At 62.4% G+C, this 15,775-nt stretch carries 14 protein-coding genes; 10 read left to right on the plus strand and 4 right to left on the minus strand.

Annotated elements, in window-relative coordinates; genetic code table 11:
- Positions 1-108: 108 nt before the first annotated feature.
- Both M1D68_RS09880 and M1D68_RS09885 read right to left on the minus strand, forming a co-directional pair.
- Positions 109-438 carry a hypothetical protein gene (locus M1D68_RS09880; protein WP_434563474.1) on the minus strand — a complete coding sequence of 110 codons (330 nt, stop codon included), beginning with the start codon at positions 436-438 and terminating at the stop codon, positions 109-111.
- 543 nt (positions 439-981) lie between these two features.
- Positions 982-2,925, minus strand: a complete 1,944-nt coding sequence (locus M1D68_RS09885) for a DNA topoisomerase III (protein ID WP_457970170.1) — start codon at positions 2,923-2,925, stop codon at positions 982-984.
- A 241-nt stretch (positions 2,926-3,166) separates the two neighbouring features.
- On the opposite strand from M1D68_RS09885, the gene M1D68_RS09890 reads away from it, so the two are divergent.
- Entirely contained in the window at positions 3,167-3,574 is a 408-nt protein-coding gene (locus M1D68_RS09890; protein ID WP_420764522.1) for a response regulator, read from the plus strand.
- 62 nt (positions 3,575-3,636) lie between these two features.
- On the opposite strand, the gene M1D68_RS09895 is transcribed toward M1D68_RS09890, so the two are convergent.
- Positions 3,637-5,259 (minus strand): MFS transporter, encoded by a 1,623-nt coding sequence (locus tag M1D68_RS09895; RefSeq protein WP_420764521.1) that lies wholly within the window; start codon positions 5,257-5,259, stop codon positions 3,637-3,639.
- Between the two features lie 207 nt (positions 5,260-5,466).
- On the minus strand, positions 5,467-7,110 hold the full coding sequence (locus M1D68_RS09900; protein ID WP_457970172.1) for a GMC family oxidoreductase: 1,644 nt from the start codon (positions 7,108-7,110) through the stop codon (positions 5,467-5,469).
- Between the two features lie 129 nt (positions 7,111-7,239).
- On the opposite strand from M1D68_RS09900, the gene M1D68_RS09905 reads away from it, so the two are divergent.
- The 9 genes from M1D68_RS09905 (at position 7,240) to M1D68_RS09945 (ending at position 15,623) form a co-directional block, all read left to right on the plus strand.
- Positions 7,240-8,124, plus strand: coding sequence for a LysR family transcriptional regulator (locus tag M1D68_RS09905; RefSeq protein ID WP_434563482.1), 885 nt, complete (start codon positions 7,240-7,242; stop codon positions 8,122-8,124).
- A 95-nt stretch (positions 8,125-8,219) separates the two neighbouring features.
- Positions 8,220-8,972 carry a GntR family transcriptional regulator gene (locus tag M1D68_RS09910; protein WP_420764518.1) on the plus strand — a complete coding sequence of 251 codons (753 nt, stop codon included), beginning with the start codon at positions 8,220-8,222 and terminating at the stop codon, positions 8,970-8,972.
- Positions 8,969-10,708 (plus strand): fumarate reductase/succinate dehydrogenase flavoprotein subunit, encoded by a 1,740-nt coding sequence (locus tag M1D68_RS09915; protein ID WP_457970174.1) that lies wholly within the window; start codon positions 8,969-8,971, stop codon positions 10,706-10,708. Before M1D68_RS09910 ends, M1D68_RS09915 begins: the two co-directional genes overlap by 4 nt.
- A gap of 24 nt (positions 10,709-10,732) precedes the next feature.
- Complete coding sequence (locus M1D68_RS09920) at positions 10,733-10,978, plus strand: 4Fe-4S dicluster domain-containing protein (RefSeq protein ID WP_003180418.1); 246 nt, start codon at positions 10,733-10,735, stop codon at positions 10,976-10,978.
- A 250-nt stretch (positions 10,979-11,228) separates the two neighbouring features.
- Positions 11,229-12,635 (plus strand): ABC transporter substrate-binding protein, encoded by a 1,407-nt coding sequence (locus tag M1D68_RS09925; protein ID WP_457970175.1) that lies wholly within the window; start codon positions 11,229-11,231, stop codon positions 12,633-12,635.
- A gap of 129 nt (positions 12,636-12,764) precedes the next feature.
- A complete protein-coding gene (locus tag M1D68_RS09930; RefSeq protein WP_420764515.1) occupies positions 12,765-13,547 on the plus strand; it encodes an ABC transporter permease in 783 nt (260 codons plus the stop codon).
- Positions 13,547-14,395, plus strand: coding sequence for an ABC transporter ATP-binding protein (locus tag M1D68_RS09935; protein ID WP_420764514.1), 849 nt, complete (start codon positions 13,547-13,549; stop codon positions 14,393-14,395). Before M1D68_RS09930 ends, M1D68_RS09935 begins: the two co-directional genes overlap by 1 nt.
- On the plus strand, positions 14,392-15,354 hold the full coding sequence (locus M1D68_RS09940; RefSeq protein WP_420764513.1) for a HEAT repeat domain-containing protein: 963 nt from the start codon (positions 14,392-14,394) through the stop codon (positions 15,352-15,354). The genes M1D68_RS09935 and M1D68_RS09940 overlap by 4 nt, the downstream gene beginning before the upstream one ends.
- Positions 15,351-15,623, plus strand: coding sequence for a DUF971 domain-containing protein (locus M1D68_RS09945; RefSeq protein WP_434650658.1), 273 nt, complete (start codon positions 15,351-15,353; stop codon positions 15,621-15,623). Before M1D68_RS09940 ends, M1D68_RS09945 begins: the two co-directional genes overlap by 4 nt.
- Positions 15,624-15,775 lie beyond the last annotated feature (152 nt).

Here is a 15,775-nt window from a genome sequence, read left to right on the forward strand (position 1 = left end):
CCGTTTCGCCTTGTCTGGCCTTCGCGCGAACACATTTCATACAGACCCTCGGGGCCAAAAAAAGGGCCCGCTCCTGAGTCGGGAGCGGGCCCTTTTTTATGTGTGATATCAGCAGAGGCGGTCGACGACCCGGACCTCGGCAGTGTCCTGCACCGATTGCCAGGTTTGGGTCAGCGTTTGCAGCACGCGGCCCATGAAGTCCTTGTCGGCTGCGGCCTTCTTGCCCACGTAGCCTTGGCCACGGCGGTACATCTTCAGCCGCGCGCACAAGTCTGCCTGGCTCTTCTCGAATTCGTCTTCCTGGGTGAAAGGCGAGAGGCAGTCCATATGGACCTGGCCGGTCTTGCTGATCCACAGGATATGGCTGTCCAGGCTGTCCTTGTGTGCTGCGAACATGCGAGCCAGTTCATCAATAGATGGTTGATTATTCAGATTCATGTGTAAGCCCCTTGACCATTTGGTTGATCTGTCTGGTGGTTCGCAAAACTTCGCTGTTCGGTAAGTGCCTGCCTGATACCGAAATCAGGCCGTCAGCATTCGTCCGCCGGACTTCTGCGGGGTCGTGCATCGGTTGTGTAGTGTTAATCGAAGGGCTGCTACGCAAATGCGCTACAACGAAGAGAAACAGCGAAGAATCTTCAGGCCAGTGTCGACTTTCGAGGGTCGAGCCCATGCGTCATGAGGATTGATTCGCCAGCGTTTCTCGTCCTTGTCACCGGACGGTCATGCCAGGTCAGCACCTTCAATCTGCCTTGTGGGCAGTCCCTTATCCAAAAAAACAGCTCGGCGGTCAGACGAGCTTGCTCAAACATTTGCCTGTACTCCCGATCGGGGAGACGTCTGCATCATGCAAGGGCAAATCGGAGGCGTCAACGGTTTTGTAGTGATTATTTTTGGTCACTACATATTGTCGGACAAAATGGTTTGGGTATGAAAAAAGGCCGCGAGTCATTACCTGTGGCAAGGGATCTCATCTGACGGTCAGGTGGCCTTGGCCTTGGTTTTGCGCGGCGCGCCCCCAGCCTTGCGCTTGGCCGGCTTGCGCTTGTTCTTCCACGGCGTGGCGCCTCGCCCGGCGGGGCTGGCCGGGCCGCTGATGGTCAAGCTCATCCCCTGGCAGCGGGCGACGTGCTTGCTCATCCAGGCGGCCTGCCGGGTGACGAATTCCTCTAGGCTCATCTCGCCGCTTTGCACCATGTCCAGCGCCTGTTCCCAGATGGCGGTGGTGCCGGGGTCGGCGATCGCCCGAGGCACGGCGTCGATCAGGCTGAAGGCGGCTGGGGTAGCCGACAAGGCCTTGCCGTTTTTCACCAGGTAACCACGGTCGAGCAGGCCCTGGATGATCGATGCACGGGTCGCCTCGGTGCCGATGCCGGTGGTGTCCTTGAGCTTCTGTTTGAGCAGCGGATCCTCCACCAGCTTGGCGACGTTTTTCATCGCCTTGATCAGGTCGCCTTCGGTGAAGGGCTTGGGCGGTTGGGTCCACAAATCCTTTGGCGTCACCGCGTCGACGTTGCAATCGCGGCCCTCGGCCAGTGGCGGCAAGGTTTGCGGCGTGGGGGCTTCGCGACCTCGTGCGGGCGCCAATGCTTCGGGCAGGGCGCGTTTCCAGCCGAGTTCGACGATCTGCTTGCCCACCGCGCGCAGGTCTTGCCCAGCGCAATCGAAGTCGGCCTGGGTCCGGTCGTATTCATGATTGGGCAGGAATTGCGCCAGGTAACGTGCGCGAATGAGCGTATAGACGGCCCGTTGCTTTGCGGCGAGCTTGTCGAGGTTCTTCGCCGCTGCCGTGGGAATGATTCCGTGGTGTGCGCTGACCTTGGCGTCGTTCCAGGCCCGGGACTTGCGCTGCGGCTGCAGGTGATCGCGCAGCGGGGCAAGGGCCGGGTCGGCCTGGGCGAGGGCGGCCAGGATCGCGGGTGCTTCGCTGTGCTGGCTCAAGGGCAGGAAACCGCAATCGCTGCGGGGATAGGTGATGAGCTTGTAGGTCTCGTAGAGCGATTGGGCGATGTCCAGGGTTTCCTGGGCGCCGAGTCCAAGTTTCTTCGAGCAGACTTCCTGCAAGGTGCCGAGGTCGAACGGCAGCGGCGGGGCCTCGCGCAGGCGTTCGGTGCGAACCTTGGTCACCCGCGCGGTCGCGGCGTTGCCCATGGCCTGGGCAGCATTTCGCGCCAGGGCCTGGTTCAGGCAGCGCTCCTGATCGTCGCAGGCATCCGGGTCGGCGCGCCACTGGGCGGCAAACGCCGTGCCGGCATGGCTCAGTTGCACGTCGATGGCCCAGTAGGCGACCGGTACGAAGTTGGCGATGCTGCGGTCGCGATCCACCACCAGTCGCAGGGTCGGTGTCTGCACGCGGCCCACCGGCAGGACGCCTTGATAACCGGACTGGCGCCCCAGCAGCGTGAACAGGCGGCTCATGTTCATGCCGATCAGCCAGTCGGCCCGGGAGCGACCCAGTGCCGAGTGATACAGGTTGAAGGTTTCCGCTCCCGGCCTGAGGGCGGCGAGGGCCTTGCGGATCGAGGCTTCGTCCAGGGCCGATAGCCAGAGGCGCTGGATAGGTCCGCGATAGCGGCAATGCTCCACCAGCTCCCGAGCGATCATTTCGCCCTCGCGGTCGGCATCGGTGGCGATGACCAGTTCCTTTGCTTCACCCAACAGGCGCTTGACCGCTTTGTACTGGCTGGCGGTTTTCGGCTTGACGGTCATCTTCCATTGCGCCGGCACGATGGGCAGGTCGGCCAGCACCCAGCGCTTGTAGCGGGCATCGTAGGCGTCGGGCGGCGCGGTCTCCAATAGATGGCCGATGCACCAGGTCACCGTGACGTTCGCGCCCAGCCAGCAGCCATCGCCGCGCCGGGTGGCGCCCAGTACCGCGGCGATGTCCTTGGCCTGGGACGGTTTTTCACACAGGTACAGCCGCATCGCGCCTCTTCCTAAGCAGGTTTCATGGGGCGCTAGCATGGTCAGGGATTGGCGACGGGGCAAGCTTTATCTGTATGGATATACAGATAAAACATTGCGCTGCGTTGCAACGACCCGCTTGGCAAGACAGCCCGGCGACTGGATGGGCAAGCAGAATGAATTTATCGCAAGGGCATCGCTCATAACTTTCAGAGCGGCTCAAACCGCAAAGCATGTTAATGGAATCAAGGAGAGTCACTTCATGAATTCGATGCCGAAGGGCAACGGACAGGCGAGCACACGTTTGATTCTCGTCGTCGAGGATGATCCGACCATCCTGGAATTCCTCTGCGAGATCCTGGAGGACGAAGGATTTGTCGTCGAGCCCAGGGAAAGCGCCGATTCGGCGCTGACATTTCTGGAGGAAAGCGCCGATTACGTGGACCTGTTACTCACCGACATCACCATGCCCGGCGAAATGGACGGGGCCGACCTGGCCAACCTGACCGGGGATCGTTGGCCGCAGATACCGCTGCTGATCATGTCGGGCTTCGAAACCCCGGAAAGCGCCGGGATCAAGCACCAGGCCTCGTTCATCGCCAAGCCATGGGCGCTGGGGCAGATGCTGGATCTGGTGGAGAGCACGGTCAAGAGCCACTCGGTACACTGAGCTGACGACAGCACCCGTGGCGAGGGGATGGAACCCCTCGGCACAAAGGGTCCGATGAGTGCTCAGTTGGTGTCCAGGTCCACGTTGCGCGTTTCCCGCAGGCAGATCATCCCCACCACCAGGCTCACCCCCGTAATCACGACCGGGTACCACAGCCCGTAGAAAATGTCCCCGGTATAGACCACCAGGGCGAACGACACCGTGGGCAGGAAACCGCCGAACCAGCCATTGCCGATGTGGTAGGGCAAGGACATGGACGTATAGCGGATCCGGGTTGGGAACAGTTCGACCATCAGGGCCGCCAACGGGCCGTAGCACATCGCCGAAATGATGATCAGCGCGACGATCAGGGCCACGATCATCGGCCGATTGATCTGCTGGGCGTCGGCTTGTTGCGGGTAACCGGCCAGGGTCACCGCGCCACGCAGGGCGGCTTCGTCGTAACCTTCGAGCTTCACGTCTCCGACGCTGACCTGCACGGTGCTGCCGGCCGGTGCCGCGACGCTGCTGTAGGGCAGGCCTTGCTTGACCAGGAAGGTTTTGACCTTGTCGCAAGGGCTGTCGAAACGGGCCTTGCCCACCGGGTCGAACTGGAAGGTACACGTGGCCGGGTCGGCGACTACCGTGATCGGCGCCTGACGGCTCGCCAGGTCGATGGCGGGGTTGGCGTAATGGGCGAGCGTCTTGAAGATCGGGAAGTACAGCACCGTCGCCAACAGCAGGCCGATCATCAGCACCGGTTTGCGCCCGACCTTGTCCGACAGCCAGCCAAAGAAGATGAAGAACGGCGCGCCGATCACCACGCTGACGATCAGCAGGCTGTTGGCGAGGGCCGGGTCCATCTTGAGGAACTGGGTAAGGAAAAACAGCACGTAGAATTGCGCTGCATAGAAGGTGACCGCTTGCCCGGCGTTGATACTGAACAGGGCGATCAGCACCACTTTCAGGTTTTCCCATTTGCCGAACGATTCGCGAATCGGCGCCTTGCAGCACTTGCCTTCTTCTTTCATTTTCAGGAAGGCCGGCGACTCGTGCAGGCTCAGGCGGATCCAGGTGGAAATGCCCAGCAGCAGGATCGACAGCAGGAACGGAATGCGCCAGCCCCAGACTTCGAACTGATCGCCGGTGAAGTAGCGGCAACCCAGTACCACCAGCAGCGACAGCAACAGCCCCAATGTTGCGGTGGACTGAATCCAGCTGGTGTGGAACCCACGCTTGCCCATCGGCGCATGCTCGGCGACATAGGTCGCCGCGCCGCCGTATTCACCACCCAGGGCCAGGCCCTGGAGCATGCGCAGCACCACCAGGATGACCGGCGCGGCGATGCCGATGCTGGCGTAGTTGGGGAGCAGGCCGACGCAGAACGTGGCCAGGCCCATGAGGACGATGGTCGCGAGGAAGGTGTATTTGCGCCCGATCATGTCCCCCAGCCGCCCGAACACCAGCGCACCGAACGGCCGCACGATGAACCCGGCGGCGAAGGCCATCAGCGCGAAAATGAACGCCGTGGTGTCATTCACTCCGGCGAAGAACTGTTTGCTGATGACCGCCGCAAGGGCGCCGTAGAGGAAAAAGTCGTACCACTCGAACACCGTCCCGAGGGACGAGGCAAAAATGACTTTCTGGGTTTCCTGGCTGGTGCCGGCGCTGCGCGTGGCTTCCAGGGGCTGAACATGTTCAGACATAGCGGTATCCCTCACAGTGATTGTTTTTGTTGTTCCACTGCGACGCCGGGTGGGGGCGTCTCCTGATGTGACACACTTTCTTGATCCAAATGTTTTCCCTGTGGGAGCGAGCCTGCTCGCGATAGCGGTGTGGTGGTCGACATGAACGTTAGCTGACACACCGTCATCGCGAGCAGGCTCGCTCCCCACAGGGATCTCCAGTGTCTTTCAGACTGTGGCCGGCTCCTTTTGGCTTGTGATGCTGACAGTGGTGGGTTCGAGGATCATCCGCGCTGCCTTCTCGGCGATCATCAACGTCGGCGAGCAGGTGTTTCCCGAAATGATGCGCGGCATGATCGAGGCGTCGGCGATGCGCAGGCCCTTGATGCCGTGCACGCGCAGTTGCGCATCCACCACGGCGTCGCCGTCCTGGCCCATGCGACAGGTGCCCACCGGGTGGAAGATCGTCGTGCCGATGCGGGCGGCGGCCTTATGCAGTTCCTCTTCGGTCTGCAGGCTGGGTCCCGGCAGGTATTCCACAGGTTTGAAGGCGCCGAGGGCCGGGGAGGCGACGATTCTTCGGGTCAGGCGGATCGCGTCGGCCGCGACCCGCAGGTCTTCGGGGTGGCTCAGGTAGTTGGGTTGGATCAACGGCGCTTCACTCGGATCGGCTGAGCGGATGTCCACGCGGCCGCGGCTCATCGGGCGCAAGTCACACACCGATGCGGTGAATGCCGGGAAGCTGTGCAAGGGTTCGCCGAAGCGTTCCAGAGACAATGGCTGCACATGGTATTCGAGGTTGGCCGAAGTCTGTTCCGGCCCCGAGCGGGCGAAGGCGCCGAGTTGGCTGGGCGCCATGGACAGTGGGCCGCTGCGGTCATACAGGTAGCGCAGGCCCATGCCCATCTTGCCCCACAACGTACCGGCGATCTGGTTCAGGGTGCGGGCGTTTTCCAGTTGATAGATCAGCCGCAGTTGCAGATGGTCCTGCAAGTTGCCGCCCACGCCCGGCAACTCGTGCGCCACGCCAATGCCCAAGCGTTGCAGCAAGCTGCGCGGGCCGATCCCGGAGCGCTGCAGGATGCCCGGCGAACCGACGGCTCCGGCGCACAGGACGATTTCCTTGCGAGCCTTGAAGCTCATGGCCTTGCCTTGCCAGCGAGCGCTGACAGCGTGTGCGCGGTCATCGCGCAACAAAACGCGGTCGACTTCGACTTCGGTCAAGACCGTCAGGTTGGGGCGATTGCGTATCGGCTTGAGGAAAGCCTTGGCCGCGTTCCAGCGTATCCCGGCTTTCTGGTTGACCTGGAAATAGCCACAGCCTTCGTTGTCGCCGCCATTGAAATCCTCGACGTTGGGGATGCCGCTCTGCTCGGCGGCGGTGCGAAAGGCGTCGAGGATCGGCCATGACAGGCGCTGGCGCTCGACGCGCCATTCGCCGGCCGTGCCGTGAAGTTCGGAGTCTCCGGCGAAGTGGTTTTCGCTTTGCCTGAACAACGGCAGGACGTCTTTCCAGGACCAGCCAGCGTTGCCTTCGGCTGCCCAGCCATCGTAGTCCGCGGCCTGGCCACGCATGTAGATCATGCCGTTGATGGACGAGCAGCCGCCCAACACCTTGCCGCGCGGATAGCTCAGGGCGCGGCCCTGCAGGCCCGGTTGCGCTTCGGTCTTGAAGCACCAGTCGGTGCGCGGATTACCGATGCAGAACAGGTAGCCGACCGGGATGTGAATCCACGGATAGTTGTCTCGCCCGCCGGCTTCGAGCAGCAGCACCCGGTGTTGCGGGTTGGCCGACAGCCGATTGGCCAGCAAGCACCCGGCAGGGCCGGCGCCCACGATCACGTAATCGTATTCATCGACGACAGGTTGCATTCGCGACCTCATTTATTGTTCTTGTTGGCTCATCGTAGTTGTTAGTTTTCGTCAAAAGAATGTTAGTTTTTGCGCACCTGCTGAGCGTTTATAAACAATCCCGGGTTCAGGCGTTTTCAAGGATGGCTCATGTTCGACTGGAATGACTTGCGCTACTTCCTGGAACTGCAACGCAGCGGCCGCTTGCTGACGGCCGCGCGACGGCTCAACACCACCCATGCCACCGTGGCCCGGCACATCGAGGCCATCGAAAAAAGCCTGGGCACGGCTTTGTTTGTCCAGCACGCCCAGGGTTATGAACTGACCCCGGCGGGCGAGGCGCTGCTCAAGCATGCCGAGGCCATGGAAAACGTCGCGTTGCTGGCCCAAGAGGACATCACCCAATCCAGCGCACCCTTGGGCAAGATCCGGTTGGGCGTGACGGAAGGGCTGGGCATCATGTTCCTGGCCAGTCGCATGGAGGGGTTGTTCCAGCGCTATCCGGGACTTGAGGTGGAACTGGTGGCGGTGCCGCGCTTCGTCAGCATTCTCAACCGCGAGGCGGAAATCAGTATCCACCTCGAACGACCGGCGGCCGACCTGCTGGTGACACGCAAGCTCACCGACTACAGCCTGGCGCTGTATGCGAGCCAGGCCTACCTGGATCGCTCGCCGCCCTTGCGCAGCCGCGAAGATCTGGGCCGTCACGCCTGGATCGGCTACGTCGACGATCTGTTGTTCAGCCAGGAGCTCATGTTCCTCAACAGTTTTTGCCGCAAGCCCCGGGTGGTATTCCACAGCACCAGCGTCATCGCCCAGCAGCAAGCCGCGCGATCGGGCCTGGGCATCGCCGTGTTGCCGTGTTACATGGCCGGCAGCGACCCGACGCTGGTGCCCTTGCTCCCGGACGAAACCCTCTGCCGCAGCTACTGGATCAGCACCCGCCGCGAACTGCATAAATCCGTGCGGCTGCGGGTGCTATGGGATTACGTGGTGCAGCTGTGCGAGCGGGAGCAGGGGCTGCTGTTGCCCTGAGCCGACTCTAAGGATATGTCCAAACGGTATTTCTCAAGACTCGGGAGGTTTCCTTAAGATCACGTCATAACTCGTTATGACAAGTGACTGAAGCCATGCCTGACAACGTTCTTTCCCTCAGCAGCGTGCCGCTGCACCTGCAACTGCGCGACCTGTTGCGCACGCGCATTCTCGACGGTGAATACCCCCAAGGCAGCCAGATGCCTTCGGAAAGCGAGCTGGGTGCGTTGTTTCGCGTCAGCCGAATCACCGTGCGCCAAGCCTTGGGGGACCTGCAAAAGGAAGGTCTGATTTTCAAGATCCATGGCAAAGGCACCTTTGTCGCAAAACCCAAGACCTTCCAGAACGTCAGCACCCTCCAGGGCTTGGCCGAGTCCATGACCGGCCGCGGCTTCGAGGTGATCAATCGTCTTCGCAGTTTCAAATTCATTCCCGCCGACAAGCCGGTGGCCGAGCGGTTGAAGGTTGCGGAGGGGGATGTGGTGGCGCAGATCAAACGGGTGCGGCTGATCAACCGCGAACCGGTGTCGTTGGAGATTACCTACCTGCCCAAGGACCTCGGCGAGCGCCTGGAAAAAGCCGATCTGGTTACACGGGACATTTTCCTGATTCTGGAAAACGATTGCGGCCTGGCCCTCGGCCACGCGGACCTTGCCATCGATGCGGTGCTGGCCGACAGCGAGCTGTGCCAAGCCCTGGAGGTCGAGCCAGGGTCGCCCGTGATGCGCATCGAACGCCTGACCCATGGCGCCGATGGGCGACCGCTGGATTTCGAATACCTCTACTACCGCGGCGATGCTTTCCAGTATCGCTTGCGGATCGACCGGCAAAAAGGGACGCAGGCATGACCCAACGCTCAACGAATACCCTCGAACAGGAATACGACATCGTCGTCATCGGTGGTGGTACCGCCGGCCCCATGGCGGCGATCAAGGCCAAGGAACGCAACCGGGACCTGCGCGTCCTGCTGGTGGACAAGGCCAACGTCAAGCGCAGCGGCGCCATCAGCATGGGCATGGACGGCTTGAACAATGCAATTATCCCGGGCCATTCGACGCCCGAGCAGTACACCAAGGAAATCACCATCGCCAACGACGGCATCGTCAACCAGGCGGCGGTGTACGCCTACGCGACGCACAGTTTCGAAACGATCGAGCAACTGGATCGCTGGGGCGTGAAGTTCGAGAAGGACGAAACCGGCGACTACGCGGTGAAAAAAGTCCACCACATGGGTGCCTATGTGCTGCCGATGCCGGAAGGGCACGACATCAAGAAAGTCCTGTACCGGCAGTTGAAGCGGGCGCGGGTGAGCATCACCAATCGTCTGGTCTGCACGCGCTTGCTGACTGACCAAGCGGGGGCGGTCAACGGTGTGATGGGCTTCGATTGCCGCACCGCCGACTTCCATGTGATCAAGGCCAAAGCGGTCATTCTCTGCTGCGGCGCCGCGGGACGCCTGGGGTTGCCGGCCTCGGGCTACCTGATGGGCACCTATGAAAACCCGACCAATGCCGGCGACGGCTACGCCATGGCCTATCACGCCGGTGCCGAGCTGGCGAACCTGGAATGCTTCCAGATCAACCCGTTGATCAAGGATTACAACGGCCCGGCGTGCGCCTACGTCACCGGTCCGCTGGGCGGCTACACCGCCAACAACAAGGGCGAGCGCTTTATCGAATGCGACTACTGGAGCGGGCAGATGATGTGGGAGTTCCACCAGGAACTCGAAGGCGGCAATGGCCCGGTGTTCCTCAAGCTCGATCACTTGGCCGAGGAGACCATCCAGAACATCGAAGAGATCCTGCACAGCAACGAACGCCCCAGTCGCGGCCAGTTCCACGCCAACCGTGGCACCGACTACCGCACGCAGATGGTAGAGATGCACATTTCCGAAATCGGTTTTTGCAGCGGTCACTCGGCCTCGGGCGTGTGGGTCAACGAGCGGGCGGAAACCTCGGTCAAGGGGTTGTACTCGGCGGGTGACATGGCGGCGGTGCCGCACAACTACATGCTCGGTGCGTTCACCTACGGCTGGTTTGCCGGCAACAACGCCGCGGATTTTGTGGCGGGGAAGGATTTCTCGGTGCTGGACGTCGGGCAGATCGAACGGGAGAGGACGCGCGTTTACGCGCCACTGGAGCGCGAGCACGGCCTGCCGCCGGCCCAGGTGGAATACAAGCTGCGACGTTTCGTCAACGATTACCTGCAGCCGCCGAAGGTCACGAAAAAAATGCAGATCGGCTTGCAACGCTTCAGCGATATCCAGCGCGACCTGGATCAGATCAAGGCTCACAACGCCCATGAGCTGATGCGTGCCATGGAGGTCAGCGTCATCCGCGACTGCGCCGAAATGGCCGCCCGCGCCTCGCTGTTTCGCGCGGAAAGCCGTTGGGGGCTGTACCACTATCGGGTCGACCACCCGCAGCGCAACGACAGCGACTGGTTCTGCCATTGCCACCTGAAGAAAGGCGAGGACGGACAGATGACTTCCTTCAAGAAGGCGATCGAGCCCTACATCATCGCCCTCGATGCCGACGAGCTGCAGGCCTATGACCGGCTGCGGGTCGGTGCCGACGCGGCTTGAACCCTTCACTCAAAGAGAACGCCCATGGCCTACCAACCCCAGGAAATCTTCTTCCGCTCCAACGCCCCCGTCACCGTGGACGAGGACAAATGCATCGCCCACAAAGGCTGCACGGTCTGCGTCGATGTCTGCCCCATGGACTTGCTGGCGATCAACCCTGCAACGCAGAAGGCCTACATGGCGTTCGATGAGTGCTGGTATTGCATGCCCTGTGAAAAAGACTGCCCGACGGGGGCGGTGAAAGTCGAGATTCCGTATCTGTTGCGCTGATTGCGACGACGCCATCGCGAGCAGGCTCGCTCCCACAGTGGACTGAAGCCAGTCGCGATAGTTGTGTACACCGATAAACCCTGTGGGAGTGAGCCTGCTCCGGGCGGCGTTCCGACGAAGAGGCCACCACAGACACCACAAAAGCCATCCGGCCACCCCGGACGCTAAACCCAGAACACCCCTCGTTTCCCACCGCGCCCTGATCGCGGCGGAGACGAAATACCCATAAACGATTCGAGGGGACACACCCATGTTATTGCGTGCAGCATTGGCCGGTCTGGTACTGGCTTCATTGACCCTGCCTGCCCAGGCAGAAACCATCCGCATCGCCATCGGCACCCAGGACACCACCATCAACTGCGCCGCCGGTGGGTTGTTGATTCGGGAGTTGGGCCTGTTGGACAAATACCTGCCCCACGACGGCGCGTACAAGGATGCCCAATACGACATCCAGTGGAAAAACTTCACCAGCGGCGCGCCACTGACCAACGAGATGGTGGCGGGCAAGCTCGACTTCGGCGCCATGGCCGATTTCCCCGGCGCCTTCAATGGCGTGGCGTTCGAAACCGCTGGCAAGCACAGCCTGTTCATCAGCGTGTTGTCGGGCAGCACCGAGGGCAGCGGCAATGGCATCGTCGTGCCGAGCGCCTCGGGCGTTCAATCCCTGGCCGAGCTCAAGGGCAAGACCATTTCCGTGCCCTTTGCCTCCACTGCCCACGGCATGCTGCTGCGCGCCGTCGCGGCCCAAGGCTGGGATCCACTCAAGGATGTGAACATCATCGCCCAGCCACCGGAGGTCGCCGGCTCGGCGTTGCAGGCCGGCAAGATCGACGCCCACGCTGATTTCGTGCCGTTCGCCGAACTGTTCCCCAGCCGTGGTTTTGCCCGCAAGATCTACGATGGCGCCCAGGCCAAGACGCCAACATTCCATGGCGCCCTGGTGGACCAGGCCTATGCCAGGAAGTACCCGGAAATCGTCGTCGCCTACCTGCGTGCATCCATCGAAGCCAACCAGTTGTTGGCCGCCGAGCCTGAGAAGTACAGCGAGCTGATCGCCAAGGTCACCGGCGTGGATGCCGAGGTCAATTATCTGTTCCACGGGCCGCTGGGCGTGCAGACCCGCGACCTGACCTGGAAACCGGAATACCGCCAGGCCGTGGGCACCGCCATCGACACCCTCAAGCTGCTGAAGAAAGCCGATCGCGGGCTGGACCTCAACACCTTCATCGATGACCAGTACATCCGCGCCGCCTTCAAGGCCTCGAACCTGGATTACACCGCGCAACTGGCCAACTACGCCCAGACCCCGCTTGGCAGCGCCGATACTGCGACCGGCCAGGCCATCACCGATGCCCGCCACGTGGCCGAAATCTGGGTACGCGGCGAGCCGAAAGTGCGCCATTACGCCTCCGCGCAGTCAGCCTTCACCGCGCTGGCGAGCCTCAAGCAGGAAGGCAAGGGTATCCGAGCCGTCTACGCACAGGCCAGCGACAGCGGGATCAAGCTGCTGGCCGAGCAGGCGTGGTTCGCCAGCGATGCCAAGGGCCAGCTCAGCGCGTTCCTGTTGAAAGGGCAGGCCGAGCAGTTTGCCGCGCAGCAGGGCGGCAAGGTCCTGGATTTCACCGAGGCGACGACCCAGGCGGTCGCCGCCCGTTGACCTGACACCGTCCCCTGTGGGAGCGAGCTTGCTCGCGATAGCGGTGTGTCAGCCAATTCGATTTCAACTGACCTGACGCCATCGCGAGCAAGCTCGCTCCCACAAGGATTCCACTCCGGAGGAAGATTTGTGTACCCATCACCCAAACGCTGGCTCCTGCGAGCCGCTTCACTGCTGCTCTGCCTGCTGTTCTGGCAGCTCGCCGCCGACGGTCATTGGGACCTCGGCCTGGTGACCTTCGCCAACGTCCCGGCCCCATTGGCGGTACTCCAGGCCGCGCTTGGCCTGGGGGAATCGGGCAATCTTGCGCGGCACCTGGGCAGCAGCCTGGGGCGGGTCTTTGCCGGGTACGGTGCGGCGCTGCTGATTGGCGTGGCGCTGGGCGTGGCCATCGGTCGTTCGAAATGGGCCGAAGACTTGCTGTTGCCGCCACTGGAAGTCCTGCGGCCGATCCCGGCGGTGGCCTGGATTCCGTTGGCGATTCTGATGTTCCCGTCGTCGGAATTGTCGATGGTGTTCATCACCTTCACCGGCGCGCTGTTCCCGATCCTGCTCAACACCGTGCACGGCGTCGAAGGGGTGGACCGGCGGCTGGTCGCGTCAGCGAAAAGCCTCGGGGCGGGACGCCGGGCCATCCTGCTGGAAGTGATTCTGCCGGGCGCCGCGCCGAGCATCATCACTGGCCTCGCCATCGGCATGGGCACGTCCTGGTTCTGCCTGGTGACGGCGGAAATGATCGCCGGCCAGTACGGCATCGGCTACTACACCTGGGCGTCCTACACCGTGCAGAACTACCCCGACATCGTGGTCGGCATGTTGCTGATCGGCGTGCTGGGGATGGGCAGTAGTTTGTTGATCAAGCGCCTGGGCGGGTTGTTCACGCCTTGGCACCGGCCCCGAGGAAAAGCCTGATGAGTGCAATGCAAACGCCTGAAGGGCGGATCGACATCCGCCAGTTGTCCATTGTCCTGGGCCAGGGTGCCCAGGCCTTCGAAGCGGTGCAGGGGCTTGATTGCCAGATCGAGGCGGGCCAGTTCGTCTGCATCCTGGGGCCGTCCGGTTGCGGCAAATCGACCTTGCTCGGTGCCCTTGCCGGGCATCTGCAACCGAGCACCGGCACGCTGAACGTCGACGCGGTGCCGGTGGCCGGTCCCTCGCCTCAGCGCGGCATGGTGTTCCAGCAGCACACTTTGTTTCCATGGCGCAGCGTGCGCGACAACGTTGCCTTTGGCCTGAAGATGCGTGGCCTGGGCAAAGTCGAACGACAACGAGCCGCCGATGAGATGCTCGCCTCGGTGGGCCTGGAGGGTTTTGCCGGGCACTGGCCGGACCAGCTCTCCGGTGGCATGCAGCAGCGAGTGGAGATCGCACGGGTGCTGGTGAACCGCCCGCGCTTGTTGCTGATGGATGAACCCTTCGGCGCGCTGGATGCACTGACGCGCTTGAACATGCAGGAGTTGTTGCTGGACATCTGGACGCGCATCCGCACCACCGTTGTGTTCGTCACCCACGACATCGACGAGGCGCTATTCCTGGCCGATCGCTTGCTGGTGATGAGCCCACGGCCGGGTCGCATCATCGAGGATCTGCGCTTGGATTTTCCTCGGCCACGCACGACTGAGCTGGTGACGAGCCCTGAATTCTCCCGATTGAAGCGCCACTGCCTTGAGCTGCTGCGTCATGAAGATGGCCAGCAATTGCCGCGCCTCAATCCTCTCGGGCTGCCTCCTGAAACCTCCTTGCCGCGATTTGCCCTATGACCTCTCTATTTGAAAATACCGACAACCAAGACATTCTCGCCCTGCAACCGCGTCTTACCGACGAGGACGCCGGTGTGCGCCGCATCGCCCTTATCGAACTGGCCGACCTTGAAGAGCCCGAAGGCCTGTTGTGGCTTGTGGATCGCCTGGCCAGTGACCCCAGCGCCGAGGTGCGCGCCGAAGCCGCGCGATTGCTCGAAGCCTGGGAGGACGAGCCGGTGGTCGCAGGCTTGTGCGAAGCCCTGACCGATCGATCACCAACGGTGCAGGCCGCTGCTGCCCAAAGCTTGAGCCTGCTCAAGAGCGAGGCGGCAGGAAGAGTGATCCTGCCTTGGACGACACATGCCGACGCCGGTGTCCGCGTCGCGGCCTTCCGGGCCTTGCGCGAGTTGCGCCTGGGCGATGCCGCGCCAGCATCCATCGCCGCCCTGGCCGATGACGATGCTGGCGTGCGCCGCGAAGCGGTTGGCGTGCTGGGCTGGCTCAAGCACCTCGGCGCCTTGCCAGCCTTGGCCCGGCTCGCCAGTGATGACCCGGACAGCGAAGTACGCCGCGCGGCCACCGGTGCCCTTGGCCTGGCTTCGGATGAGCAAGTGTTGCCAGCCCTGCGCCAGGCCTTGCGGGACCCGGCGTGGGCGGTTCGCGAAGAAGCCGCTACAACGCTGGGCAAGGTCGGTCACGCCGATGCCGGCCCGGCCCTGATCGATGCCCTGGCGGACGACTACTGGCAAGTGCGCTTGCGGGCGACCCGCAGCCTGGGTCGTTTGCGCTACGCCCCGGCCCTGGCGGCATTGATCGAAACCCTGGGCCACCGCATCAGCAATCTGCGCAAGGAGGCAGCACTGGCCTTGGGCGAGTTGAACGATCCTGCTGCCATTGCGGCGTTGCAGGCCGCCCAGGAGGATGGCGATCCGGAGGTACGCAAGGCTGTGCGCATTGCCTTGGGCCAACTGCAATGAGCCCGCTGGCGATTGGCAATTCACGGGAGAAGGGGCTGTTGCGCCTGAGTTGGCCTGATGGGCGCGAACAACAGTTGGACCATGCCGAGCTGCGCCGGCAATGCCCATGCTCGCGGTGTCGAGCGTTTCGCCTGCAAGGATTGGCGGTTCAGGTGGATTCGCGGGTTCGGGTGGTTGAGGTCAATGGGCAGGGCTACGGGGTGCAGTTGGTCTTTAGCGATGGGCATGAGCGGGGGATTTTTCCCTGGGCTTATCTGGCGGGTCTGTAGCTTTATGCCTATCCCTTGTGGGAGCGAGCTTGCTCGCGATGAGGTCATTACATTCACCCTTTTGGCAAGCTGACCCACGCCATCGCGAGCAAGGATACGCTGGTCACCGAAACCATAAGTCGCTGTGAACTGACTGGCGGCGCTTGTAAGAA

The sequence above is a fragment of the Pseudomonas sp. R4-84 genome (assembly GCF_054130985.1).